A 22,548-nucleotide genomic window follows, 5' to 3' on the forward strand; every position below is an offset into this window, starting at 1 on the left:
TCAAAACTAAAATGATGGAACAATATTTAAGACAATTAATTGCGATAGAATTTCAGGATAAAAAAGAAATTTTTACCGGGTTTCTTATTGATTATTCTGATGACTGGATTTTACTTCGAAACAATCCGGTTGATTATATTTTAGACGGTTATGTGATTTTGAAGAATAAAAATATCGAAGCAATACACAGAGATCAGGATTTGGCTTTTACAGAAAAAGTAATCCGATTGAAAGGCTTAAAAACAAATGCTGAAGATATTATTCCGATTCGGGATTTGAACTCGATTTTAAATTTCATCAATAATCAGCACGGTATTTTTCAGATTTCTAAAAAGTCTGCAAAATCAGCTTATTTAGGTAAATTAATTTCTTTGACTGATGAGGAACTTACAATTGATTTTTTGGACACCAGAGGTCAGTTTGGCGGCGAATTAGGTTTTAATCCAGAAAAAATCAGAGTTATTGAATTTGATACAGATTATATTAATTCTTTGAAATTGGTGATTCCCGAGAATCAGAAATAGTTATAAAATAAAAAAGCCTCTTTTAAGAAGCTTTTTTATTTGTCATTTCGACCGAAGGGAGAAATCGCACTAGTTTGTTGACAAAGATTGGAGATTTTCTATGCGGAATTACTAGTGCGATTTCTCCCTTCGGTCGAAATTGTAAAAGTCACTTATTTCGGTAACGGATTTATCATTTCAATTGGCTTTTTTCCATCAATTCCCTGATGTGGCCTTTCATGATTGTAATAATATAAATATTGTAATAATTCTTCCTTTAGTTCTTCTTGAGAATCAAAATCAGTATCTCTTAATAAATCATCTTCCAGAGTTCTCCAAAAGCGTTCTACTTTGCCGTTTGTTTGTGGTCGATATGGTTTTGTGTATCTGTGCACTATGCCTAATTCCATTAACATTCTTTCAAAAGGATGATTATTTTTTACCTTGCTTGTTTTAGGTCCAAACTCAGCTCCATTGTCAGATAATATCTCTTCAAATTTTATTTCATAATGACTGCTTAAGATGTTTAAGCATTTTAATGCGGCAAACATAACTGTCAAACTTGTGATGTCGGGAACCAATTCTGCCCAGGCAACCCGGCTGTAGTCATCAATTACACAGACTAAATAGAGCTTTTTGTTTTCTCCTCGAACAATACTTTTACTTAAATAATGACAATCAATATGACCCAGCTGTCCCATTCTTTCCTTGATTATTTTTTGATGATTCCTTTTAATCTTCGGAGTTAATCTATTTATTTTATGCCGTTTTAAAATATTATAAACTCCAGAATATGATGGTGTATGTTTTCCTAATTTGGGATTCAATATACTAACAATTTCATATCTGTTGTTTCCTTTTTCTCGTAATTCTATTACTTTCTGTTCTATAAAGGGCAAAGGACGTCTGGTTTTATATTTTGGACCCCGCTTTTGGGGTAATAGATCCCGAGATTTCCCGCTCTGTTTATAACGATTATAATACTTTAAGAAACTTTTTCTGCAAGTGTCATTTGCTGTGTAAAAATCCATCGCTTTTTTATAAAGCGGGTGAGTTTTATTTTTTACCTGCTCATATTCTTTTATTAAGAAACGATATTTCTCTAAATAGTTTCTCTCTAATGTGCAATCTTGACTATTATTTCTCATCGCAACAAAATTTATTAAAGTTAAATTTTGTTACCGAAATATCTAACCTTTACAGAAATGACAATACTTTGTCTATATATTTTTTTTAAGCTTCCGCCAATTTATTTACAAACTCTAAACGAACACTTCCATCTTCATCAATTTTAGTTAAATTGATTTCATGTAAAGTATTAATCAATTCAGGGTTCCATGGCGTTTTTACTTTTACGTAGTTTTCGGTAAAACCGTGAATATAGCCTTCTTTATTTTCACTTTCAAATAAAACAGTTCTGTTGGTTCCGATTTGACTTTCGTAGAAAGCACGACGTTTTTTAACCGATAATCCGCGTAACATTTTACTGCGTTTTGCTCTTACATTCGCAGGAACAATCCCAGGCATATCTGCAGCTTCTGTATTGTCTCTTTCAGAATATGTGAAAACGTGCAGATAAGAAATATCCATTTCGTTTAAGAAATGATATGTTTCTAAGAAATGTTCGTCTGTTTCTCCAGGAAAACCAACAATTACATCGACACCAATACAGGCGTGCGGCATAACTTCACGAATTTTATTTACACGGTCTGTATAAACTTCACGCAAATAACGGCGTTTCATTAATTTTAAAATATCGTTGCTTCCTGACTGCAGCGGAATATGGAAATGCGGTACAAAAGTTCGGCTTTTTGAAACAAAATCTATCGTTTCATTTTTCAGTAAATTCGGTTCAATGGATGAAATACGAAGACGCTCGATTCCGTCAACTTCATCTAAAGCCTTAACTAAATCAAGAAAAGTATGTTCGTGTTTTTTATTTCCGAATTCACCTTTTCCGTAATCTCCAATATTAACTCCGGTTAAAACAATTTCCCTAATATTTTGAGCCGAAATTTCTTTGGCATTTTTTAAAACATTTTCCAAAGCATCACTTCTCGAAATTCCACGCGCTAAAGGGATTGTACAATAGGTACATTTATAATCGCAGCCGTCCTGAACTTTCAAAAAAGCACGTGTACGATCGCCAATGGAGTAACTTCCCACATAAAAATCAGCTTCGGCAATTTCGCATGAATGAACTTCACCCATATCATTTTTGCTCAAATCGTGAATATAGTCTGTGATTTTAAATTTTTCTGTAGCACCCAAAACTAAATCAACACCATCAACGGCTGCTAATTCTTCTGGTTTTAATTGTGCATAACATCCAACTGCTGCAACAAAAGCTTTATCATTAAGTTTCATTGCTTTTTTTACAACCTGCTTAAACTGCTTATCAGCATTTTCTGTTACAGAACAGGTATTGATAACATATATATCTGCAATTTCTTCAAAATCAACACGATCAAAACCTTCATCATTAAAGTTTCTGGCAATCGTAGAGGTTTCTGAGAAATTCAATTTGCAGCCAAGCGTATAAAAAGCAACTTTTTTTCTATTTTCCATAGGAATGCACTACATTTATAGTAGCAAGATATTATATTTACATCTCTATTAAAGAGTTTGCAAATTTACATACAATATTCTTGAAAATAAAATCAATAATACACTATATATCAATATTTTGCACAAAACATGAATTTTAAAATGCATTAAAAAATCAAATAATAAATCAATTATTTCTTAATTTTTGTATTTTAGAAGATGAAAAAAAATAATTCGATAGGAATAAAATGACAAAATTATCGATTAAGTGCAAATTTTATCGATTAAATACATTTTTTTGTTTTTTAGATTAAAATTTTCTTACATTTAACTTTGCTTAGAAAATTTCAGCCTTGTATTGAGTTTTTATAGATTTTAAACTTTAATATTAATATAATAACAATTCATATAAAACAATTTTGATTTTCAATCGTTATGTTGTTGTTTTGTTATTAAAAACGAATGGGAACGCCGAAAACCAGAAAGAGTAGGCAAAAATTAAAAATTAAAAACTCCATTATGAAAGCATTTTTACCCACAATCTGCTTGATGTTCTTAACCATTTTTAGTTCGCAAGCGCAAACTAATGCCCCAGCTGCGGCTGCTAACCCATTTCCATCTATTAGTACTTTAACAAATTGGGCGAGTTTAAATTCGCAGTCACAATTTGATATTGCCATTCGTGCGGTTGGATTTAAATTTGAAGTAAAGGAGCCAGGTGCAGAATCTACGTCTTATACCTACATTCGTAAAGTAACTGTAAATGAAGTAAATTATACTGATAGAATTGTTTACAGAATTATGAACAATAATTCAGCAAGTATTATTTCATTAGTAACTGCATCTACAGATTTAGTTAGCTTATACACTCCTCAGTTGGCAACTTTTAAAAACAACAATTGTAAAACTGAAATGTCTAAAGATAAAAACACAACTTGCAGCTGTTACGAAAGTGCCGCTTATGCAATCGATCTTTGCGATGAACGTGTAAAACTTACAATGGGTGACGGAAATAAATATTTTGTTTCTGTAGCTAAAAAATAATTCAAAGAAACTACGTTTTCCAAATCTTTGCAGACTTTAGTTTTCAAAGATTTGGAGGAACGCATTTCTTAAAATACAATTCCTATAAGTTTGGATTTTTAAGTTCGTACCAAACTTCTATTTCTCCTTCATATTCGAAAGAATTTACAAAATGGAAACCTAGTTTTTCTAAAATCTTTCTTGAATTTTCATTTCCCGCATCTGCGTAAGCGTAAAGTTTTTCTACTTTCATTTCGTTAAAAGCATCATCAATAAAAGCTTTTCCAGCTTCAGATGCATATCCTTTTCTCCAATGCTTTTCGATAAAACGATATCCTAACTCGTAAAAGTTTTTATGATTATTGATTTCGTCTGTAATATACTTTATTCCTGACCAGCCAATAAATTCATTGGTTTCTTTTAAAACGACAGCCCGGCGGCCTGTTCCAAAATCTTTGTATTGCTTTTGAACAAATTTGATATAATCAATACTTTCCTCAATATGTTTTATGGGGTTATTTCCTAAAAACAAATGTACATTCGGATTCGAATCCAATTCGAACATTCCTTCTGCATCAGAAAGTTCCAGCTTCCGTAATATCAAACGTTCTGTTTCGATTGGATTTTTCATCTCAAAATTTAATTTAAAATATATTTCTGTACTACTTCGGCAACTCCGTCGTTGTTATTTGAAGATACAATTAAATTGGCTTTATCGCGCAATTCAGGCGCTACATTATCAACCCAAACACCTAAACCGGCATATTCGATCATAGTTAAATCATTTCCTGCGTTTCCAACGGCGATAATTTCACTTTGATGAATTCCGAGTCTGTCTGCTAATTGTTTTAAACTTGCTGCTTTATCTATCCCGTTTTGCGCTGCTTCAAGGAAAAAAGGTTTAGACATAGAAACACTTAAATGAGGCATTGCAGCTAATAAATCTTTTTCGACTTCTTTTAAATAAGCAGGATTTTCAAGTAAAATACATTTTACAGCAGGTCTGTCAACATAATCTTTAAAACTCGAAACTTTACGGTGTGCCATTCCGGTAATATCTTTTTCAATCTCGATATATTCAGAATCGGTTTCACTTATAATTTCGTCATCTAAATACGTTATAATGTGCGTTTTCATCTTTATACTATAATCGTATAAAGCATGAATTTGTTCTACAGTAAGTTTCTGTTCAAATAAAACAAGATCATCTTTTACCTGGCTGATAATTGCACCGTTAAAAGAAATCATATAAGAATCATTCAAATCCAGCTCCAGCTCTTTTGCATAAGCAATCATTGCCGTTGTTGGTCTTCCCGAAGCCAAAACAACATAAACACCTTTTGCCTGTGCTTCTAATAAAACTTTTTTATTTAAATCAGAAATTTTGTGGTCGTCTGTCAACAAGGTATCATCCATGTCGAGAACTAACATTTTGTATTGCATTTTTTTAGTTTTCTGTTTTGAGTAATATTCAGTTTGCAGTGTTCAGTATTTAGCGTTCAGTCATAATTTTGATGCTGCAAACTGAACACTAAATACTGAACACTGAAAAAAAACTTCCTAAATACTCATTCTAAATTCTTCAATAACCGGATTTGCTTTTGCAAAATCTGTTTCCTGAATGAAAACCTCAACGGCTAAATCTGTACCGCCAAAACCTCCTAAACGAGCTGATTGAATATTGTCTTTTTTTAAAGTTTCTACACCGGCTTCTTCTAATCTTTCCTGCAAAGCAATCGCTAATACTTCACTTCCTGAAAACACCTTCATTAATCCCATGACATTTTATTTTATTAATTATTAATCTATTCTAGTATTGTTTTTAATTGATTTTGAAAATCTTCATTTTCATTTACTCCAATATGTTCCTGATTTTTTAATGGATAAAAAACAGCATTTGATTTCAAAAGCTTTTTCAACCGAACCGAATTCTCAAAAGGAATTAATTGGTCTGCCGTTCCATGAAAAATATAAATCGGAGCTTTTACCTGCGAAAGATATACATTGGTTTCTAAACTAAACTTTTTCATAAAGTCCGGAAACATTGGCACTCGTTTACTTGACAATTCTAAAAAATTATAATACGGCGCCTGCAGCAGTAAAGCTTTTGGTTTATTTTCTAAAGCTAGTTTAGCCGCAAATCCAGAACCTATAGAATATCCGGCAATTATAATTTTATCTTCTGGATATCTTTTAGTCATTGACTGATATACAATTGAAATGTCTTTTGACAATTGTTCTTCATTTTCGATTTCGCCTTCGCTTTTCCCGAAACTTCTATAATCTAAAATAAAGATATCGTATCCTAATGAAGTATATACTTTTGCGATTTTACCCCAGGTTTCAAGTGTTCCTGCGTTTCCATGAAGATAAAAAACCAATCCTTTAGAGTTTTCAGTCTTAAATAATAATCCGTCAAGAATAGTTCCGTCAAATGATTTGATGTTAATTTCTTCAAATTTTTGCTGATAATCAAACTTATAATCTTTTGGTAGTCTTGAACTATGAAAAACTAATTCAACCTGATTAAAATAAACATAAGAAATTATCAAAACATAAATAATCAGAAAAAAGCACAAAAGTACGATTGATAAGAATTTGAGCGTTTTGAATATTTCCATATATTTATTTAGTTTTCAGTCTCAGTCTCAGTCACAGTTTACAGTAAAAAAAACTGCGACTGAAAACTGAAAACCGCAACTTTTTACTCTTCTTCAATATCGTCTTCTTCTTCGTCAAGTTCCTCCTCGCCTTCTTCATCCATATCAAACAAATAAGGTTCGATCAGCATTTTGTCAGCCAAAATTTCGATGCGTTCTGTCAAAGTTTCAGCAAAAATTAAACGCTGTGTTTTGGCAATACTGTTAGAAATACGCATAATTTTAGTTTCATGTCGCAATTTCAAAATAGGATCTGCATCATCCAAAATAAACATTTTCAAACGGTTTACATTATAACCCGCTGTCGAAAACATATCGCTCAATTTGTTTGGCGTTCCTATTAAAACATCAATTCCCGTAGAAACGTAATTTTTGTCATAATCCATATCGCCTTTGTCATGAACACCGTATACTTCGAGATTGGTATATTTCCCGTATTTCTCAAAAAGCTCTTCCATTTCAAGCACTTTTGCTTTGTCTTCTACAATAATCAAAGCACGAGGCGATTCTTCTGTTTTTCCAGCCAATTGCTGAATCACATTTAAAACAATTGTAGTTGTTTTTCCGCTTTTCTCCGGAGAAATAATAATACAATCTGCACCGCTTTTAATGGTCGAAAAAGTTTCCAGCTGCAAAACATTTGCTTCTGTTAATCCATTTTCAATTAATCCGTCTTGTAATTTCTCGTTTATTTTTTTTAGTTTCATTTTTTTTATGCTTTTTTAATGCTTTAAGCTTTAGGCAATAAGCTATAGGCAAAAAATCTAAATCGTTAATAGCTTAAAGCTTATTGCCTAAAGCCTACAGCAAAATTTTATTTGCTTGCGAACATTTTCACGTCGCTTTCAGAGATTTCGTTTCCTCCTAAAATGATTAATCTTTCGACAACATTTCGAAGTTCACGAATATTTCCTGTCCAATCGTATTCCTGTAATAATTGTATGGCTTGCGCCGAAAACACTTTAACCGCATTTCCTTGTTCTGATGCAATTTTTTCTGCAAAATGTTTGATCAAAGCCGGAATATCGTCACGTCTTTCATTTAATGGCGGAACTTTTATTAAAATTACAGCCAAACGATGGTATAAATCTTCACGGAAACGGCCTTCGGCAATTTCTGTTTTTAAATCTTTATTTGTTGCGGCTACGACACGAACATCAACTTTTATATCTTTATCGGCACCCACTCTTGTAATCATACTTTCCTGAAGCGCGCGTAAAACTTTGGCTTGCGCCGAAAGACTCATGTCTCCAATTTCATCTAAGAAAATAGTTCCTTTATCTGCCGCTTCAAACTTTCCGGCACGATCTTTAACTGCCGATGTAAAAGCACCTTTTACGTGTCCGAATAATTCGCTTTCGATCAATTCACTCGGAATCGCTGCACAGTTTACCTCAATTAAAGGGAAATTAGCACGTTCGCTTTTTTCGTGTAATTGATGCGCTACTAATTCTTTTCCGGTTCCGTTTGGCCCCGTAATTAAAACTCTTGCTTCGGTTTGAGCAACTTTATCAATCATCACTTTAATATGATTAATTGATTCGCTGTCGCCAATCATTTCGTAATTTTTGCTGACTTTTTTCTTTAAGATTTTATTCTCAACAACTAATTGTTTTTTATCTAAAGCATTACGAACCGTATTCAATAAACGGTTTAAATCTGGCGGTTTTGAGATATAATCAAAAGCGCCCAGACGCATGGTATGAATTGCGGTTTCCATATCGCCATGACCTGAAATCATAACCATCGGAATCTCCGGTTTTATCTTTTTTACTTCTTCTAAAACCTCAACACCATCCAGTTTTGGCATTTTGATATCACACAAAACCAAATCGTAATCGTTGTTTTTTATTTTTTCAAGACCTGCTGCGCCATCTTCGGCTTCATCTACCAGATAGGAATCATTTTCTTCTGATAATATTTTTACCAAAACTCTTCTAATCGCTGCTTCGTCTTCGATAATTAGTATTTTACTCATTTTTTTCTAAGGTTCAAAGTTGCAAAGGTTCAGAGGTACAAAGTTTTAAATCTTTGTCACTATTAATTCCTTTCAACCTAGTATTAGTAATATCTTTTTTTAAGCTCTAGTATAATCTTTAAGTTGTTTATTCTAAGTTACAAAAAATCAAATCTCAAAACCTTTGAACCTTTGTCCCTCTGAACCTTTGCAACTTTAAAAAGCTAGTACTTCAGCCATTTATACAATTCCTTCCACGTTGGTTTTTTGCCGTACATTAAAATACCTACTCGGTAAATTTTTGCGGCGAACCAAACGACAAGGAAAAAGGCAGCAAACAATAATGATACCGAAATTGCTATTTGCCACCACGGCACGCCAAACGGAATACGCATTAGCATAACTATTGGCGATGTAAGCGGAATCATCGAAAATACAACGGCAACTGTTCCGTGTGGATCGTTTACAACTGTAAAGAATCCGATGTAGACACTTAGAATTAACGGCATTAATATTGGCAGTAAAAATTGCTGCGAATCGGTTTGATTATCAACAGCGGCTCCAATTGCTGCATAAAACGAACTGTATAGAAAATAGCCTCCGATGAAATAAATTACAAAACCAATTATAATGCTTGCGATTGGCAGGTTCCATAATTCGGTAATATACATTTGCGCTGTTCCAGAAAATTCATGCTGGGCAGATTGCATTAATTCTGGCGAAATTCTGGCTGTTGGCCCAACGTTTACTCCAAAAAATGTTGATGCCGCAAACATTAACCCTAAACCAATAATCGCCCAAATTATAAATTGTAAAATTCCGGCCAATGATGTTCCAACAATTTTACCAATCATTAACTGAAAGGGTTTTACAGATGAAATAATGATTTCGACAATACGGTTTGTTTTTTCTTCAATTACGCTTCGCATTACCATATTTCCGTAAATGATTATAAACATCATAATCAAATATCCGAATGCCCCGCCTATTGCGATTTTTATTTCATTTAACCCTTTTAAACTTTCTTCTCCCGAAGCTTTAACCAAATGAATATTGACCTCTGACTGTGCTTTTTGAATTTTCAGAGTATCTAGTTTTGCTTCTTCCAGATTTAGTTTGGTAATTTTTGTTCCGATGATTTTCTGCGTGCCTTCAATAAAAGAAATGCTCGGGCTGTTATTCGAAATAAATTCAATTTTACTTTCTAAATCTTTTGTTTTATTTGTTTTTGGAATAACAATTAATCCGCTGAAATTTTCTTTTGTAATGCTGTCTTTTAAAGCTTTTACATCAATTTCAGATAAATTCAGATATTTGAATTCGGCACCTTTTTTATTTTCTTTTAAAAAATCGGCAGTAAAAAGTCCGGTTTCGTCATGAATTGCAATACGTTTTGTTTCGGCTTTCATCGTGCTCAGATAGCCTATAAAAACGGCTATCGCAACAAACAAAAGCGGACTCAAAAAAGTCATGACAACAAAAGATTTATTGCGGACTTTGGCAATAAATTCTCTTTTTATAATCAACGAAATGATGCTCATTTATAATTTTAGATTTTAGATTGTTGATTTTAGATTACCGATTTAGATTTTAGTTTTTCACTCTAAAATCTAAACTTTATTCTCTGTAACCGTTTGAATAAAAATATCGTTTACACTTGGAATTTTTTCTACGAAATGCGTTACTTGCCCGCGTTGTGTCAGGACATTTAATAATTCATTTGGTGCTGCATTTCCTATTTGAATATTTAATTTTAAATCGTCGTTTAAGGATTTAAAATTAGCAGGCGAAACAGTAAACTTTTGTGTAATATCGTACATCAAACCTTCAACATTATTGGTCAGGATTCCCACTTCAAAACTGTTGGTTTTAAACTGGCGTTTTACATCGCCTACTTTTCCTTCAATCAGTTTATTTGATTTGTGGATTAAGGCAATATGATCACAAAGTTCTTCTACACTTTCCATTCTGTGTGTCGAAAAAATAATGGTTGAACCCTGCTCTTTTAATGCCAGAATTTCATCTTTTATAACATTGGCATTTACTGGATCAAAACCCGAGAAAGGCTCATCAAAAATTAACAATTTTGGTTTGTGCAGTACACAAACTACAAACTGGATTTTCTGCGCCATTCCTTTAGAAAGTTCCTGAATTTTTTTATTCCACCAGCCTTGAATTCCTAAACGATCAAACCAATAATCCAATTGTTTTTTGGCTTCGGTTTTAGAAAGTCCTTTCATTTGCGCGAGATATAAGCATTGTTCCCCTACTTTCATCGAGCTGTATAACCCTCGTTCTTCCGGAAGATAACCAATTGTCTGCACGTGTTTTGGCTGCAGTTTTTCTCCATCTAAAATTACTTCGCCGCTGTCCGGCATTGTAATTTGATTGATGATTCTGATTAGGGAAGTTTTTCCAGCTCCATTTGGACCTAAAAGTCCATATATACTGCCTTTTGGCACATTTAATGAAACTTCGTTAAGCGCTACATAATCGCCATATTGTTTTACGACTTTATGTACTTCGAGTAAGTTGCTCATTTTGTTTTTTTGGATTTTCTTGTGCTGGCTTTTGACATTTTTGCCAACAGTCTGTAAAAGTAAATAATTACTAGCGAATCTGCATAATAATACGCAAAAAACCCATTCTATTTATGTTTAGAATGGGTTTTGAATTTATTTAAACATTTAGAAAAAGTTTAGATTATGAGAACATATCTTTTACTTTTTCAAAAAATGATTTCTCTGATTTTTCAGGGCTTGGTATAAAATGTTCGTCGTTTAAAGCATTTTCAAAGAATTGTTTTTGCTCTTTATTCAACGTTTTTGGTGTCCAGACATTTACGTGAACCAATAAATCTCCGCTTCCGTAACCGTTTAAACTTGGAATTCCTTTTCCTTTTAATCTTAAGATTTTTCCAGATTGAATTCCTTCTTCCAGTTTAATACGAACTTTTCCGTTGATTGCTTCAATATCTTTTGAAACTCCTAAAACTGCTTCCGGGAAACTGATGTATAAATCAAAATGAATATTTTCACCTTCACGTTTTAAGAACTCGTGTTCTACTTCTTCAATGGCAACGATTAAATCTCCCGGAATACTATTTCCCGGAGCATCGTTTCCTTTGTTTGAAACTTTCAACTGCATTCCGTCAGTAACACCAGCCGGAATTTTGATTGATACTGTTTCATCTTCCTGAACCATTCCTTGTGAGTCTGCTTCAGAAGGTTTTTTATCTAAAATTTGACCAGAACCACCACAAGTAGGACATGTTGATGCTGACTGCATTCTTCCTAAAATGGTATTGGTTACACGCATTACCTGACCTTGGCCGTTACAAGTTGTACAGGTTTTATACGTTACACCTTTTGCCTGAACTTTACGTTTTACTTTTACTTTTTTCTCAACACCATTTGCAATTTCTTCTAAAGTAAGTTTTACTTTAATTCGAAGATTGCTTCCTTTAGCACGGCGAGGTCCACCGCCTCCGCCTCCGAAACCGCCAAATCCGCCTCCAAAAATATCACCAAACTGGCTGAAAATGTCATCCATATTCATACCGCCGTGACCACCGCCAAATCCGCCAGAACCGTCAAATGCCTGATGTCCGTACTGGTCATATTTTGCTTTTTTCTGTGGATCGCTTAAAACTTCATAAGCTTCAGCAGCTAATTTGAAGTTTTCTTCTGCCTCTTTGTCGCCTGGATTTTTATCAGGGTGGTATTTAAGCGCACTTTTTCTATATGCTTTTTTTATTTCGGCAGCGTCAGCATTTTTTGAAATGCCTAGTATTTCGTAAAAATCTTTTTTCATAATTAGGTTTAAATTCCAAATCTAAAAATTCCAAAATCCAATTTTCAAGCTGGTATTTGAAACTTCTGTTTGCATTTTTTAGTTTCCGATTACTACTTTAGGGAAACGAATAATTTTGTCTCCTAATTTGTATCCTTTTTCAATAACATCAACAATTTTCCCTTTTAATTTTTCAGACGGAGCCGGAATCTGGGTAATTGCCTCAGCAAAATCAGCATCAAAAGCATCTCCTGCTTTTACATCAACCTGCTCTAAACCTTTAGTTACCAAAGTGCTTTTTAGTTTTTCGTGAATCAATTCAACACCTTTAGTTAAATTTTCATCTTCAGATTTGTTGATTTCTACAATCGCTCTGTCAAAATCATCCAAAACAGGAAGCATTGCTAACAAAACTTCTTGGTTTGCAGTTTTAAACAGGTCGATACGCTCTTTTGAAGTTCTTTTTTTGTAATTTTCAAATTCGGCAAATAATCTCAAAAACTTATCTTTTTCTTTTGCCAAGTCTTGAGCTAATTGCTCTTCAACACTTAATTCTTCAACAATTAACTGCTCACCGTTGGCATTGTTCTCTAACGTTACATCGTCTAATTCCTGATCGAATTCTGTATTTTCCGTAGTCATATTACTTTTATTTTTAAAAATATTCTTAAACTTCATTTTTTATTTCTTTCTTTTAGATTGCAAAAGTACTGCCAAATCTTATAAAATGTCAAATTGTCACTTTATTAAATATGAGTGTTTTAAAAAGCGAAAATAGACAATAAAAATTTATTATAATTTTAAGACTATTACGATTTAGTTTATCGTATATTTGGTATCCAAATTGGGAACATAAATTATTACCTATCAAAATTGAATTTAAGGGTTGGCTTAGGCCTCTAAATAATTATTAATTCAAGTTTACCTTATATTAAAAAAAGCTTCGCCTTTATAGAGACGAAGCTTTTTTTTGCTTTTTGAAAAAAAATTACCGCAAAGAACGCTAAGTTTTTTTACTCTTAAGCTTTATAAAAAGAAAAAGTTCGCAAAGCTTTGTGTTGATTTAGCTTTGTGAACTTTTTTTGAAAGTATCTTAGATAAAATCCTTGCGTACTTTGCAGTAAAAAATATTGCACGGGCGGAGGGATTCGAACCCCCATCAACGGTTTTGGAGACCGCTATTCTACCCTTGAACTACGCCCGTAACTTAAGGTGGGCAAATTAAAAGTTTTTTTTCTTCACCTGCAATATTATTTCACCCAGATTTAAAAAGAAAATCCTTTTAATCTGGGTTATCTGCGACAAAAACCTTCGTTCCAAATAGTTAAGCTAACAAAGTTTTTTTTCAATTAGTCGAAATCTATTCGCTTGTCACTAAAAAAAATTATTTCACGCAGATTTTAAAGAGATTTAGGCAGATTAAAGCAGATTATTTTATATAAAATCAAATTAAATCTGCTTTAATCTGCCCAATCTGCGTGAAAAAAAAATCCTTTAAATCTGTTCAATCTGTGGCAAAAAACCTTCGCTTCAAATAGTTATTCTAACAAAGTTTTTTTTCAATTAGTCGAAATCTATTCGCTTGTCACTAAAAAAAATTATTTCACGCAGATTTTAAAAAGATATAGGCAGATTAAAGCAGATTATTTAATATAAAAATCAAATTAAATCTGCTAAAATCTGTCCAATCTGCGTGAAACAAAAATCCTTTAAATCTGTTCAATCTGTGGCAAAAAACCTTCGCTTCAAATAGTTATCCTAACAAAGCTTTTTTCAATCCTTCGAAATCAACCGAAACCTGCTCGCCTGTCACTAAATTCTTTAAGGCATAAGAGTTTGAAGCAATTTCCTGATCGCCGGCAATTACTGCAAACGGAATCAAGCGTTTATCTGCATATTGAAACTGTTTTCCAACTTTTACATTATCCGGATACAATTCTACTTTTATATTTTCCTGTCTTAATTTCTGAATGGCTTTTGAAGCATACAAAGCTTCTTTATCTCCATAATTGATAAATATTGCTTTTGAAGTCGCTGCAACAGTTTCCGGGAATAATTGTAATTCTTCCAAAACCAAATAAATTCTATCTAATCCAAAAGAGATTCCTACACCGCTCATATTTTTCAAACCAAAAATACCCGTCAAATCGTCGTATCTCCCGCCGCCGCCAATAGAACCCATTGAAACTGTTTTTGGAGCTCCAACTTCAAAAATAGCTCCTGTATAATAATTTAATCCGCGTGCCAAAGTCACATCAAGATCTAAAATTGCGGTTGATAGTCCTAAAACTGCAACATTGTCACAAATAAATTTCAATTCTTCTACTCCCTTCATTCCTTCTTCTGATGAAGCTAATAATTCTGAAAGCTGATTGATTTTATCTGCGAAAGTTCCGCTAAAGCTAAAAAGCGGCTGTACTTTTACCAACGCCGTTTCAGATATACCTTTTTCAATCATTTCTTTCTTTACACCGTCTTCTCCAATTTTATCTAATTTATCAAGAGCAACTGTAAAATCAATTAATTTATCTGAAGCGCCAATAACTTCGGCAATTCCAGATAATATTTTTCGGTTATTGATTTTGATTGTAACACCTTCTAAACCTAAAGAGGTAAAAACGGTATCGTATAACTGAACCAATTCTACTTCCTGCCAAAGCGATTTTGAGCCTACTACATCGGCATCACATTGATAAAATTCTCTGTAGCGTCCTCTTTGTGGTCTGTCAGCTCTCCAAACTGGTTGAATCTGGTATCTTTTAAAAGGAAATTCAATTTCGTTTTGATGTTGTACAACATATCTAGCAAACGGAACTGTTAAGTCGTAACGCAATGCTTTTTCTGAAATTCTTCCTGTAAATTTATTCAGCTCAATTCTTTGGCTTAAATCTATTGTTTCTGCAGAATTAACCTGCAGCGATTCTATAGATTCCGGTAATTCAATTTTGTTTTTATTAAAGAAAAAGTTTCCTGAATTCAGGATTTTAAAAATCAAACGATCTCCTTCTTCCCCATATTTTCCCATCAAAGTATCTGAGTTTTCAAACGAAGGAGTTTCTATCGGCTGAAAACCAAATTTCTCAAAATTAGTTTTTATCGTCTGAATTATATATTGACGTTTTGACACCTCGGCAGGCGAAAAATCTCTTGTCCCTTGTGGAATGCTTGGTTTTGAAGCCATCTTTTTTATTTTAGATTGTTGATTTTAGATTTTAGATTTCTTTGAGATCTAAAATCTAAAACCTTTAAAATTATTTTATTTTTAGTTTTTTTTGATTGTTGGTTTTACACTTTCGACTTTATGCCTTTCCAACTTTCGACTTAATTTAAAATCGACTGCAAATATCTTACTTTTTAAAATAAATAATAGCGGTTCGAAAACAAACTTGTAACAAAAACCGTATTTTCGTGACAAATTGGTCATGATGCTAAAATTATTTAAAGAAAATATCCGAATTGCTTTTGGTTCTATCAAAACTCAATTACTGCGAACCATTCTTACTGTTTTAATTATTGCTATCGGAATTACCGCTTTGGTTGGAATTTTAACTGTTGTAACGGCACTTGAAAATACGGTTTCGACCAATTTTGCTTCGATGGGAGCAAATACTTTTAACATCAATCAATATGAAAATACGGTTCGTAACCGCGGTGGAAACGAACGGGAAATCATAAACCCAATTATTTCTTATCCAGAAGCGGTTGCTTTTAAAAACAAATACAAATATCCTTTTACTGAAACTTCTCTTTCGTTTACGGCAACTTCAAAAGCGGAAGTAAAATTTTTAGATACCAAAACAGATCCTGAAATTACGGTTGTGGGTGTTGATGAACATTTTATTTCAAACTCAGGTTTAGAAACTACTTTAGGACGCTCTTTTAATCAGTTTGATATTGATAACAATACTTATTCCTGCGTTGTAGGTTCTGATTTTGAAAAAGGTTTATTAAAAGACGTAAACCCAATTGATAAAGTAATTTCGATTCGCGGCGCACGTTTTAAAGTTATTGGCGTTTTAAAAGAAAAAGGTTCAACATTTGGAAACAGTCAGGATTTGCGTGTTTTAATTCCTATTCAGGTGGCGCGGTCTTTATTTACGGCTCCAAATATCAATTATACGATCAGTGTTATGGTTTCTAAAAAAGAACTTTTAGACGAAGCCGTGGATAATGCAACAAGTACCATGCGAAGAGTTCGAAAACTAAGTCCGGTTCGCGATAATAATTTTGGAATTGGCCGAAGCGACGATTTAATCAACAGAATTTTAGGAATTACAAAATATTTAGGCTGGGCATCCTGGATTATTTCTATTATCACAATTTTAGGTTCATCTATTGCCTTAATGAATATTATGATTGTTTCGGTTACAGAACGAACCCGAGAAATTGGCGTTAGAAAAGCTTTGGGCGCAACAAAAGCCACAATCTCTGTTCAGTTTTTTATCGAAACTTTATTAATTGGACAAATTGGCGGTTTGGTCGGAATTGTGTTAGGAATTCTAATAGGTTTCGCTTTTGCTGCCGCAATGAGTTTTGCTTTCGTGATTCCGTGGATGGCGATTTTTGCTGCTTTCGGAACCAGTTTTATGGTTGCAATTGTCTCCGGTTTATATCCGGCAATTAAAGCTTCGCAATTAGATCCTATTGAGGCGTTACGATATGAGTAATTTTCACATTTCCTGCAAGGTTTCCAAAACCTTGTAGACATTGTATTTTCATCGTTAATAAATTAAACCTACAAGGTTTTGGAAACCTTGCAGGAAATCATACGATCGTTATAATAAATATCTTTTCGAAGATCAATGTTTATAAAATCCATTTTGCCTAATAAATCGATCATTTCTTTTCCTAAATACTGATTGATTTCAAAATACAACCGTCCGTTTTCTAAGAGATTATTTTGTGCCAAAGATGCTATTTTTCTGTAAAAAACCAATGCATCATTGTCGTCTACAAAAAGTGCTAAATGCGGTTCGTAATCGAGAACATTTTTTTTTATTTCTTCTTTTTCAAGATTTCTCACATAAGGCGGATTTGAAACAATTATATCAAATTGACTTTTCAATTCTTCGGTTTTTAAAATATCCTGAAATATAAAAGTAACATCTACTTTATTTCTGCTGGCATTTCGTTTTGCCGTTTCTATTGCTTTTTTTGAAACATCCATAGCATATACGTCTGCATTTGGAAGATTTTTAGCCAGCGAAATAGCAATACACCCGCTTCCGGTACCGATATCAAGAATTTTTAGTTTTTTGATTTTATCAAATGTTTTGTTTTCGTTAATGATCCATTCTACTAACTCTTCTGTTTCGGGTCTTGGAATCAGGACATTTTCGTTTACTTCAAATTCTAAACCGTAAAAACTGGTTTTACCTAATAAATATTGAATTGGAACTTCTTTTTTTAGCTGCGCAAGTAATAAATCCCAAACAGCAAAATCAGATTCAGAAAAAAATAATTCGTGATTTAGAGCCAAATCTATTTGACGCAGCCTGTGTTTATCTTCTAAAATTAAATAGAAAAAACTTTCTGCTTCGTACGCATCATACAAAGTAGATAACTCTTTAATAAACTGAGTACGATATTGTTTAATTTTCATTTTTTATATCTGTTATTAGATAGTAATTTTATTTAACAGTCAAATTGTACTGCTATTTCCGAAACTTTCTTCACCGCCTCCCCGTTCTCAGCTTCTGATGAAAGAAACAAAATCACCCGATCTTCTTCATAATTTCTATTTGCCCCAAAAATAAAGTCTAGTTTTCCATCACCGTCAATATCTCCTGCAAAAAGCAATTCTACAAAAGTGTCATTAAAAGACGTTTCAGCCAGAAGCAGTTTTTCAGGATTATTCCCCACGCTTAAATACAGCTTATAATCTTCTACTTTCTTAAAAATCTCTATTTTATCATCATCAGTACTAACTTTTTCTTCAGAAAGTATTTTTCCATCTCCACGTAAAGTATAATTGAGATTATTAAAAGTAAAACTTAGTTTTTCTTTCGGCCAGATTTTGTCTCTATCAATTTTTAAGGATTTTATTTTTCCTGTTTTCAATTTTGGAAGGTCCATTAATAATAAAACTTTTTTTTCAGACAGAATTGAAAGGACAGAATCGCCGGAGCATTCGCTATATCCTTTTTCAATTTTAAAATTAGCTTTTCCTAAAAAATACTCTCCACTTTCCTGATACAATTCAATCCATTTCTCATTTAAAGCAGTTACAGGATTTTCGTTATTAAAAGTTCGGTAATTTTGCGGTATCAGGATATTGAATTCATTTTTAAATTCTTCTGCAGCAATGTCAGCTTTATTTTCTAGGGCTTTAACAACTGTATCTTTTGCAATTTTGGTATTTTTTATTGCTTTTACTTTTGCAGTGTCTTTACAAGAAAACAAAAATGAAAGTAAAAAAAGGCTGAAAATAATTTTTCTCATGGACTTATAATTTTTTCAACATCCAGACAGGGCAAGAATTATGTCCGGTACAACCCATTGGCGTATCTAAATATTCAAAACCTGATTTTCTATATAATTTTTGTGCTGCATGCATAAACGGCATAGTTTCGATATAACATTTTTCAAAACCAAATTTTCCGGCTTCCGTTAAACATTCTTCCATCATTTTGCTTCCAATTCCTAATCCGCGGACTTCTGGCAAAAAATACATTTTTTGCAATTCACAAATTTTAGGGTCTCCATTCTCTAGCGGTGCAATTCCTGCACATCCTAAAATTTTCCCTTCACTTTCAACTACAAAATAGACTGATTGTGGTTTATTATACTCTTCAAACATTAAATCTAAATATGGATCTTCATAAGCGGTACCTGCTTTGGGAATTTCCATTTCATCAAAAACTGATCGTATTAGCTTCGCAACTTCTTGATTGTCTTCTTTTTTAATTTTTCTGATAATCCAATTTTTCATTTTATATATTTGCTTATATCTACAAAAATAAAAATACTTTTCCGATAGTTTCATAACAATTTGGATTGTTTCACAACAATCATTGCAACATTAGACTCAAAACTCAAAAATAGTTACTTTTGCAGGGTGAATATACATGAGAAATATATTAAACGATGCATTGAACTTGCTAAAAATGGTTTTGGAACAACTTATCCAAACCCTATGGTAGGAAGTGTAATTGTTTATGAAGATAAGATTATTGGCGAAGGCTGGCACAAAAAAACCGGCGAACCACACGCCGAGGTCAATGCAGTTCGATCTGTAAGGGATAAATCGCTGTTAAAAAAAGCAACAATTTATGTTAGTTTAGAACCTTGTTCTCATTTTGGAAAAACTCCGCCTTGCTGCGATTTAATTATTTCAAATGAAATTCCGAATGTTGTGATTGGAACAGTTGATCCAAATGAAAAAGTAGCCGGAAACGGAATTAAAAAACTTATTGAGGCCGGAGCAAATGTAGTTGTAGGCGTTTTAGAAAAAGAATGCAGTGAACTCAACAAACGCTTTTTTACTTTTCATCAAAAAAAGAGACCTTATATTACATTAAAGTGGGCCGAAAGCCAGGACGGATTTTTGGCTCCCGAAAAAGAAGAAGGCCAGGAACGCAAACCAGTTTGGATAAGCAACGAATATTCCAGACAATTGGTTCATAAATGGCGAAGCGAAGAACAGGCGATTTTAGCCGGCACGCAGACCATTATTGATGATAATCCGAAATTAAACGTTCGGGATTGGTCAGGAAATAATCCTGTTCGGGTGATTTTAGATCAAAATAACCGAATCTCAAAAAATAGTTTTGTTTTTGATGACAGTGTAAAAACTATTGTATTTTCGAAATCTGAAAACAATGTTTCTACAAAAAATACGATTTTTAAAAAAATTGATTTTAATGAAAATGTGATCGGACAGATTTTAACCGTTTTATACAAACATCAAATTCAGTCTATAATTATTGAAGGCGGGAGACAGACCCTGCAGTCTTTTATTAATCAAAATATTTGGGACGAAGCCAGAATTTTTGTTGGAAAAAATACTTTTGAAAAAGGAATTAAAGCACCAGAGCTTCAAAAGAAAAATGCTATTAAAACTTATATTCAAAACGACGAATTAATATACGTAAGAAATCATGATTGATACGATAATTTTTGACTTTGGGGATATTTTTATCAATTTAGACAAACAAGGAACAATTTCAGGTTTGCAAAATTTGGGTTTAACGGAATGGAATGCTGATCTTGATCGTTTGAACTTATTATTTGAAACCGGAGATATTTCATACGATGATTTTCTGGCTGGGTTTCAAAAACAGCTTCCAAATTCTTCGACAGAAGAAATCCTAAACGCCTGGAATGCAATTTTGGCTGATTTCCCTTCTTATCGATTGGATTTCTTAAAAGAGCTTTCAAAAAAATACCGTTTGTTTTTGTTGAGTAATACAGATGCTATTCATATTGCTGCTTTTGAAAAAACGGTTGGGATTCCTTTTTATACTGATTTTTATAATTGTTTTGAAAAAGTTCATTTTTCATTTGAAATTAAAAAACGAAAACCAAATGCTGAGTCGTTTCAACATTTAATTGACGAACATAATTTAATTCCTGAGCAAACGTTATTTGTTGATGACAAAAAAGAAAATACGGATGCCGCTGCTGCATTAGGTTTGCGTGTTTGGAATTTACAAGTTGGCAAGGAAGACGTTGTAGATTTATTTAGCAAAGAATTATTGTAAAAATATTTAGCCACAGATTAAAAAAGATTAACACAGATTTTTTACATCAATTAAAAAAAATCCTTTTAATCCTTTTAATCTGTGGCAAAAAACAATTTAGAATTTTAAGTTTGGAATATAACGATACGTATCAAACCATTGCCACAGAATCTGAAGAAGTTCTTTTTAAGGAAAAGGGAAGCAAATTCTTTGGCTATGCATTTCCTATAGAAAGTGAGGATGAAGTAAAACCAATTATCGAAGATTTAAGAAAACTTCATCCGCATGCTGTACATTATTGTTACGCTTATCAATTGGGTACGGCTCCAAAAATTTCTTATCGTGCAAACGATGATGGAGAGCCAAGCAATACAGCAGGCGCTCCCATTTATGGACAAATACAATCTTTTGGCGTGACTAACGTTCTTATAGTTGTGGTTCGTATTTTTGGAGGCACAAAACTGGGTGTTGGCGGTTTAATTGCTGCTTATCGGACAACAGCGCAAATGACATTAGAGGTTTGTGAAATTGTCGAAAAAACAATTGATGTTCAATTTTTAATTTCCTTCGATTATAAAAACATGAACAAGGTAATGCGTGTTATAAAGGAGAAAAAACTGGAAATTATATCTCAGGAAATGGAAATTGATGAAGGCTCCGGGCTTCCAATTGGTAAAATAATGACCAAAGCACGTAAAAAAAATGCCGAATCTATATTCGACATTTTTGATTTAATGTTTGAAATCGATATTAAAATTGTGTAATTTGTTATAAAAACACCCTTCGCTTTAATAATTATGTTAAGGTTTTAAACAATTCTAAAATATAATCCGGAGGTGCAGTCGGGCGACCTGATTTTAACGAAATAAATACTAAAATAAATACGGCGGTTGTTAATAACTCATTTGCTTCATTATAGATTTCGCAGTCAAATTCAATCTTGACAGATGACTGACTTTTGAATGTCGTATGAATTGTTAAAAGCTCATCATAACGCGCTGATTTTTTATAATTGATCTGCATCGAAACAATCGGGAGACCAATTCCGCTTTCTTCCATACTTGCGTACGAAATCCCTTTATTTCTAAGCCATTCCACGCGGCCAATTTCAAAATAAGGCACATAATTTCCATGATAAACGACCCCCATCTGGTCAGTTTCGGAGTAACGAACACGCACTTGCGTTTGATGATTTTTCATTATTTATACGTTAAAAAAATTTAAATTACAGAAGTTCTCTTACAACTTTTTTTTATAAAATTAGATACCAAAATATTTTTTTTTACAGAAATTTGTTCACATATTTGTTATCCCGAAATACGGAATAAAATTGCTCCATTTTTACAGGAGAATCTTTATTAATAATATAAAAATTTATTTGAATC

At 32.9% G+C, this 22,548-nt stretch carries 23 protein-coding genes and 1 tRNA gene; 6 read left to right on the plus strand and 18 right to left on the minus strand.

Annotated elements, in window-relative coordinates:
- Nucleotides 1–14 precede the first annotated feature (14 nt).
- Nucleotides 15–524 carry a hypothetical protein gene (locus AABD74_RS22080; RefSeq protein WP_232679496.1) on the plus strand — a complete coding sequence of 170 codons (510 nt, stop codon included), beginning with the start codon at nucleotides 15–17 and terminating at the stop codon, nucleotides 522–524.
- A 152-nt stretch (nucleotides 525–676) separates the two neighbouring features.
- Here AABD74_RS22080 and AABD74_RS22085 read toward each other — a convergent pair whose 3' ends face one another.
- Together AABD74_RS22085 and mtaB are read right to left on the minus strand one after the other, a co-directional pair.
- Nucleotides 677–1,651: an integrase core domain-containing protein gene (locus tag AABD74_RS22085; protein WP_406843531.1), complete on the minus strand. Its 975-nt coding sequence runs from the start codon at nucleotides 1,649–1,651 to the stop codon at nucleotides 677–679.
- Nucleotides 1,652–1,736: 85 nt separating this feature from the next.
- Nucleotides 1,737–3,071 (minus strand): tRNA (N(6)-L-threonylcarbamoyladenosine(37)-C(2))-methylthiotransferase MtaB, encoded by a 1,335-nt coding sequence (gene mtaB / locus AABD74_RS22090; protein WP_232678789.1) that lies wholly within the window; start codon nucleotides 3,069–3,071, stop codon nucleotides 1,737–1,739.
- Nucleotides 3,072–3,569: 498 nt separating this feature from the next.
- On the opposite strand from mtaB, the gene AABD74_RS22095 reads away from it, so the two are divergent.
- Complete coding sequence (locus AABD74_RS22095; RefSeq protein WP_406844313.1) at nucleotides 3,570–4,094, plus strand: hypothetical protein; 525 nt, start codon at nucleotides 3,570–3,572, stop codon at nucleotides 4,092–4,094.
- A gap of 82 nt (nucleotides 4,095–4,176) precedes the next feature.
- Here AABD74_RS22095 and AABD74_RS22100 read toward each other — a convergent pair whose 3' ends face one another.
- The 12 genes from AABD74_RS22100 to hisS all read right to left on the minus strand — a co-directional run bounded on the left by AABD74_RS22100 (nucleotide 4,177) and on the right by hisS (nucleotide 15,663).
- Entirely contained in the window at nucleotides 4,177–4,704 is a 528-nt protein-coding gene (locus tag AABD74_RS22100) for a GNAT family N-acetyltransferase (protein WP_406844314.1), read from the minus strand.
- 8 nt (nucleotides 4,705–4,712) lie between these two features.
- Nucleotides 4,713–5,516, minus strand: a complete 804-nt coding sequence (locus AABD74_RS22105) for a Cof-type HAD-IIB family hydrolase (protein ID WP_406844315.1) — start codon at nucleotides 5,514–5,516, stop codon at nucleotides 4,713–4,715.
- 117 nt (nucleotides 5,517–5,633) lie between these two features.
- Nucleotides 5,634–5,852 carry a putative signal transducing protein gene (locus AABD74_RS22110; RefSeq protein WP_232678782.1) on the minus strand — a complete coding sequence of 73 codons (219 nt, stop codon included), beginning with the start codon at nucleotides 5,850–5,852 and terminating at the stop codon, nucleotides 5,634–5,636.
- Nucleotides 5,853–5,878: 26 nt separating this feature from the next.
- Complete coding sequence (locus tag AABD74_RS22115) at nucleotides 5,879–6,694, minus strand: alpha/beta hydrolase (RefSeq protein WP_406844316.1); 816 nt, start codon at nucleotides 6,692–6,694, stop codon at nucleotides 5,879–5,881.
- 83 nt (nucleotides 6,695–6,777) lie between these two features.
- Nucleotides 6,778–7,440 (minus strand): DEAD/DEAH box helicase, encoded by a 663-nt coding sequence (locus tag AABD74_RS22120; protein ID WP_406844317.1) that lies wholly within the window; start codon nucleotides 7,438–7,440, stop codon nucleotides 6,778–6,780.
- A gap of 107 nt (nucleotides 7,441–7,547) precedes the next feature.
- Nucleotides 7,548–8,711 (minus strand): sigma-54 dependent transcriptional regulator, encoded by a 1,164-nt coding sequence (locus AABD74_RS22125; protein WP_232678775.1) that lies wholly within the window; start codon nucleotides 8,709–8,711, stop codon nucleotides 7,548–7,550.
- 203 nt (nucleotides 8,712–8,914) lie between these two features.
- Nucleotides 8,915–10,231, minus strand: a complete 1,317-nt coding sequence (locus AABD74_RS22130; RefSeq protein WP_406844318.1) for an ABC transporter permease — start codon at nucleotides 10,229–10,231, stop codon at nucleotides 8,915–8,917.
- 69 nt (nucleotides 10,232–10,300) lie between these two features.
- Nucleotides 10,301–11,230 (minus strand): ABC transporter ATP-binding protein, encoded by a 930-nt coding sequence (locus AABD74_RS22135; protein ID WP_406844319.1) that lies wholly within the window; start codon nucleotides 11,228–11,230, stop codon nucleotides 10,301–10,303.
- 163 nt (nucleotides 11,231–11,393) lie between these two features.
- Nucleotides 11,394–12,503, minus strand: a complete 1,110-nt coding sequence (gene dnaJ / locus AABD74_RS22140) for a molecular chaperone DnaJ (RefSeq protein ID WP_255669395.1) — start codon at nucleotides 12,501–12,503, stop codon at nucleotides 11,394–11,396.
- A gap of 78 nt (nucleotides 12,504–12,581) precedes the next feature.
- Entirely contained in the window at nucleotides 12,582–13,160 is a 579-nt protein-coding gene (locus AABD74_RS22145) for a nucleotide exchange factor GrpE (protein ID WP_232678769.1), read from the minus strand.
- Between the two features lie 455 nt (nucleotides 13,161–13,615).
- Nucleotides 13,616–13,686, minus strand: a tRNA-Trp gene (locus AABD74_RS22150).
- Between the two features lie 549 nt (nucleotides 13,687–14,235).
- Nucleotides 14,236–15,663, minus strand: a complete 1,428-nt coding sequence (gene hisS / locus AABD74_RS22155) for a histidine--tRNA ligase (protein ID WP_232678767.1) — start codon at nucleotides 15,661–15,663, stop codon at nucleotides 14,236–14,238.
- A gap of 241 nt (nucleotides 15,664–15,904) precedes the next feature.
- Between hisS and AABD74_RS22160 the strand changes: the two genes are divergently transcribed.
- Nucleotides 15,905–17,149, plus strand: a complete 1,245-nt coding sequence (locus AABD74_RS22160) for an ABC transporter permease (protein WP_406844320.1) — start codon at nucleotides 15,905–15,907, stop codon at nucleotides 17,147–17,149.
- Nucleotides 17,150–17,217: 68 nt separating this feature from the next.
- Here AABD74_RS22160 and prmC read toward each other — a convergent pair whose 3' ends face one another.
- Genes prmC through AABD74_RS22175 form a run of 3 tightly spaced genes read right to left on the minus strand, consistent with a single transcriptional unit; the run spans nucleotide 17,218 to nucleotide 19,413 of the window.
- Nucleotides 17,218–18,084: a peptide chain release factor N(5)-glutamine methyltransferase gene (prmC, locus tag AABD74_RS22165; protein ID WP_232678763.1), complete on the minus strand. Its 867-nt coding sequence runs from the start codon at nucleotides 18,082–18,084 to the stop codon at nucleotides 17,218–17,220.
- 32 nt (nucleotides 18,085–18,116) lie between these two features.
- Nucleotides 18,117–18,923, minus strand: a complete 807-nt coding sequence (locus AABD74_RS22170) for a hypothetical protein (RefSeq protein WP_232678761.1) — start codon at nucleotides 18,921–18,923, stop codon at nucleotides 18,117–18,119.
- 4 nt (nucleotides 18,924–18,927) lie between these two features.
- On the minus strand, nucleotides 18,928–19,413 hold the full coding sequence (locus tag AABD74_RS22175; RefSeq protein ID WP_232678758.1) for a GNAT family N-acetyltransferase: 486 nt from the start codon (nucleotides 19,411–19,413) through the stop codon (nucleotides 18,928–18,930).
- A gap of 126 nt (nucleotides 19,414–19,539) precedes the next feature.
- Here AABD74_RS22175 and ribD point away from each other — a divergent pair, with 126 nt between their 5' ends.
- The 3 genes from ribD to AABD74_RS22190 all read left to right on the plus strand — a co-directional run bounded on the left by ribD (nucleotide 19,540) and on the right by AABD74_RS22190 (nucleotide 21,927).
- On the plus strand, nucleotides 19,540–20,589 hold the full coding sequence (gene ribD / locus AABD74_RS22180; RefSeq protein WP_406844321.1) for a bifunctional diaminohydroxyphosphoribosylaminopyrimidine deaminase/5-amino-6-(5-phosphoribosylamino)uracil reductase RibD: 1,050 nt from the start codon (nucleotides 19,540–19,542) through the stop codon (nucleotides 20,587–20,589).
- The gene (locus tag AABD74_RS22185; RefSeq protein ID WP_406844322.1) at nucleotides 20,582–21,184 is read left to right on the plus strand and encodes an HAD family hydrolase; all 603 of its coding nucleotides are present in this window, start codon (nucleotides 20,582–20,584) and stop codon (nucleotides 21,182–21,184) included. The genes ribD and AABD74_RS22185 overlap by 8 nt, the downstream gene beginning before the upstream one ends.
- Nucleotides 21,185–21,294: 110 nt before the next feature.
- Complete coding sequence (locus AABD74_RS22190) at nucleotides 21,295–21,927, plus strand: IMPACT family protein (RefSeq protein WP_406844323.1); 633 nt, start codon at nucleotides 21,295–21,297, stop codon at nucleotides 21,925–21,927.
- Nucleotides 21,928–21,958: 31 nt separating this feature from the next.
- Here AABD74_RS22190 and AABD74_RS22195 read toward each other — a convergent pair whose 3' ends face one another.
- Nucleotides 21,959–22,363 (minus strand): thioesterase family protein, encoded by a 405-nt coding sequence (locus AABD74_RS22195; RefSeq protein WP_232678750.1) that lies wholly within the window; start codon nucleotides 22,361–22,363, stop codon nucleotides 21,959–21,961.
- Nucleotides 22,364–22,548 lie beyond the last annotated feature (185 nt).

The sequence above is a fragment of the Flavobacterium soyae genome (genome assembly GCF_045348165.1).
Lineage (GTDB): Bacteria > Bacteroidota > Bacteroidia > Flavobacteriales > Flavobacteriaceae > Flavobacterium > Flavobacterium soyae.

Excerpts from the sequence above, each read along its gene's own strand:
- AABD74_RS22080 (WP_232679496.1), top strand. The coding sequence starts at position 15 with ATGGAACAATATTTAAGACAATTAATTGCGATAGAATTTCAGGATAAA.
- AABD74_RS22085 (WP_406843531.1), bottom strand. The coding sequence starts at position 1,651 with ATGAGAAATAATAGTCAAGATTGCACATTAGAGAGAAACTATTTAGAG.
- mtaB (WP_232678789.1), bottom strand. The coding sequence starts at position 3,071 with ATGGAAAATAGAAAAAAAGTTGCTTTTTATACGCTTGGCTGCAAATTG.
- AABD74_RS22095 (WP_406844313.1), top strand. The coding sequence starts at position 3,570 with ATGAAAGCATTTTTACCCACAATCTGCTTGATGTTCTTAACCATTTTT.
- AABD74_RS22100 (WP_406844314.1), bottom strand. The coding sequence starts at position 4,704 with ATGAAAAATCCAATCGAAACAGAACGTTTGATATTACGGAAGCTGGAA.
- AABD74_RS22105 (WP_406844315.1), bottom strand. The coding sequence starts at position 5,516 with ATGCAATACAAAATGTTAGTTCTCGACATGGATGATACCTTGTTGACA.
- AABD74_RS22110 (WP_232678782.1), bottom strand. The coding sequence starts at position 5,852 with ATGGGATTAATGAAGGTGTTTTCAGGAAGTGAAGTATTAGCGATTGCT.
- AABD74_RS22115 (WP_406844316.1), bottom strand. The coding sequence starts at position 6,694 with ATGGAAATATTCAAAACGCTCAAATTCTTATCAATCGTACTTTTGTGC.
- AABD74_RS22120 (WP_406844317.1), bottom strand. The coding sequence starts at position 7,440 with ATGAAACTAAAAAAAATAAACGAGAAATTACAAGACGGATTAATTGAA.
- AABD74_RS22125 (WP_232678775.1), bottom strand. The coding sequence starts at position 8,711 with ATGAGTAAAATACTAATTATCGAAGACGAAGCAGCGATTAGAAGAGTT.
- AABD74_RS22130 (WP_406844318.1), bottom strand. The coding sequence starts at position 10,231 with ATGAGCATCATTTCGTTGATTATAAAAAGAGAATTTATTGCCAAAGTC.
- AABD74_RS22135 (WP_406844319.1), bottom strand. The coding sequence starts at position 11,230 with ATGAGCAACTTACTCGAAGTACATAAAGTCGTAAAACAATATGGCGAT.
- dnaJ (WP_255669395.1), bottom strand. The coding sequence starts at position 12,503 with ATGAAAAAAGATTTTTACGAAATACTAGGCATTTCAAAAAATGCTGAC.
- AABD74_RS22145 (WP_232678769.1), bottom strand. The coding sequence starts at position 13,160 with ATGAAGTTTAAGAATATTTTTAAAAATAAAAGTAATATGACTACGGAA.
- hisS (WP_232678767.1), bottom strand. The coding sequence starts at position 15,663 with ATGGCTTCAAAACCAAGCATTCCACAAGGGACAAGAGATTTTTCGCCT.
- AABD74_RS22160 (WP_406844320.1), top strand. The coding sequence starts at position 15,905 with ATGATGCTAAAATTATTTAAAGAAAATATCCGAATTGCTTTTGGTTCT.
- prmC (WP_232678763.1), bottom strand. The coding sequence starts at position 18,084 with ATGAAAATTAAACAATATCGTACTCAGTTTATTAAAGAGTTATCTACT.
- AABD74_RS22170 (WP_232678761.1), bottom strand. The coding sequence starts at position 18,923 with ATGAGAAAAATTATTTTCAGCCTTTTTTTACTTTCATTTTTGTTTTCT.
- AABD74_RS22175 (WP_232678758.1), bottom strand. The coding sequence starts at position 19,413 with ATGAAAAATTGGATTATCAGAAAAATTAAAAAAGAAGACAATCAAGAA.
- AABD74_RS22185 (WP_406844322.1), top strand. The coding sequence starts at position 20,582 with ATGATTGATACGATAATTTTTGACTTTGGGGATATTTTTATCAATTTA.
- AABD74_RS22195 (WP_232678750.1), bottom strand. The coding sequence starts at position 22,363 with ATGAAAAATCATCAAACGCAAGTGCGTGTTCGTTACTCCGAAACTGAC.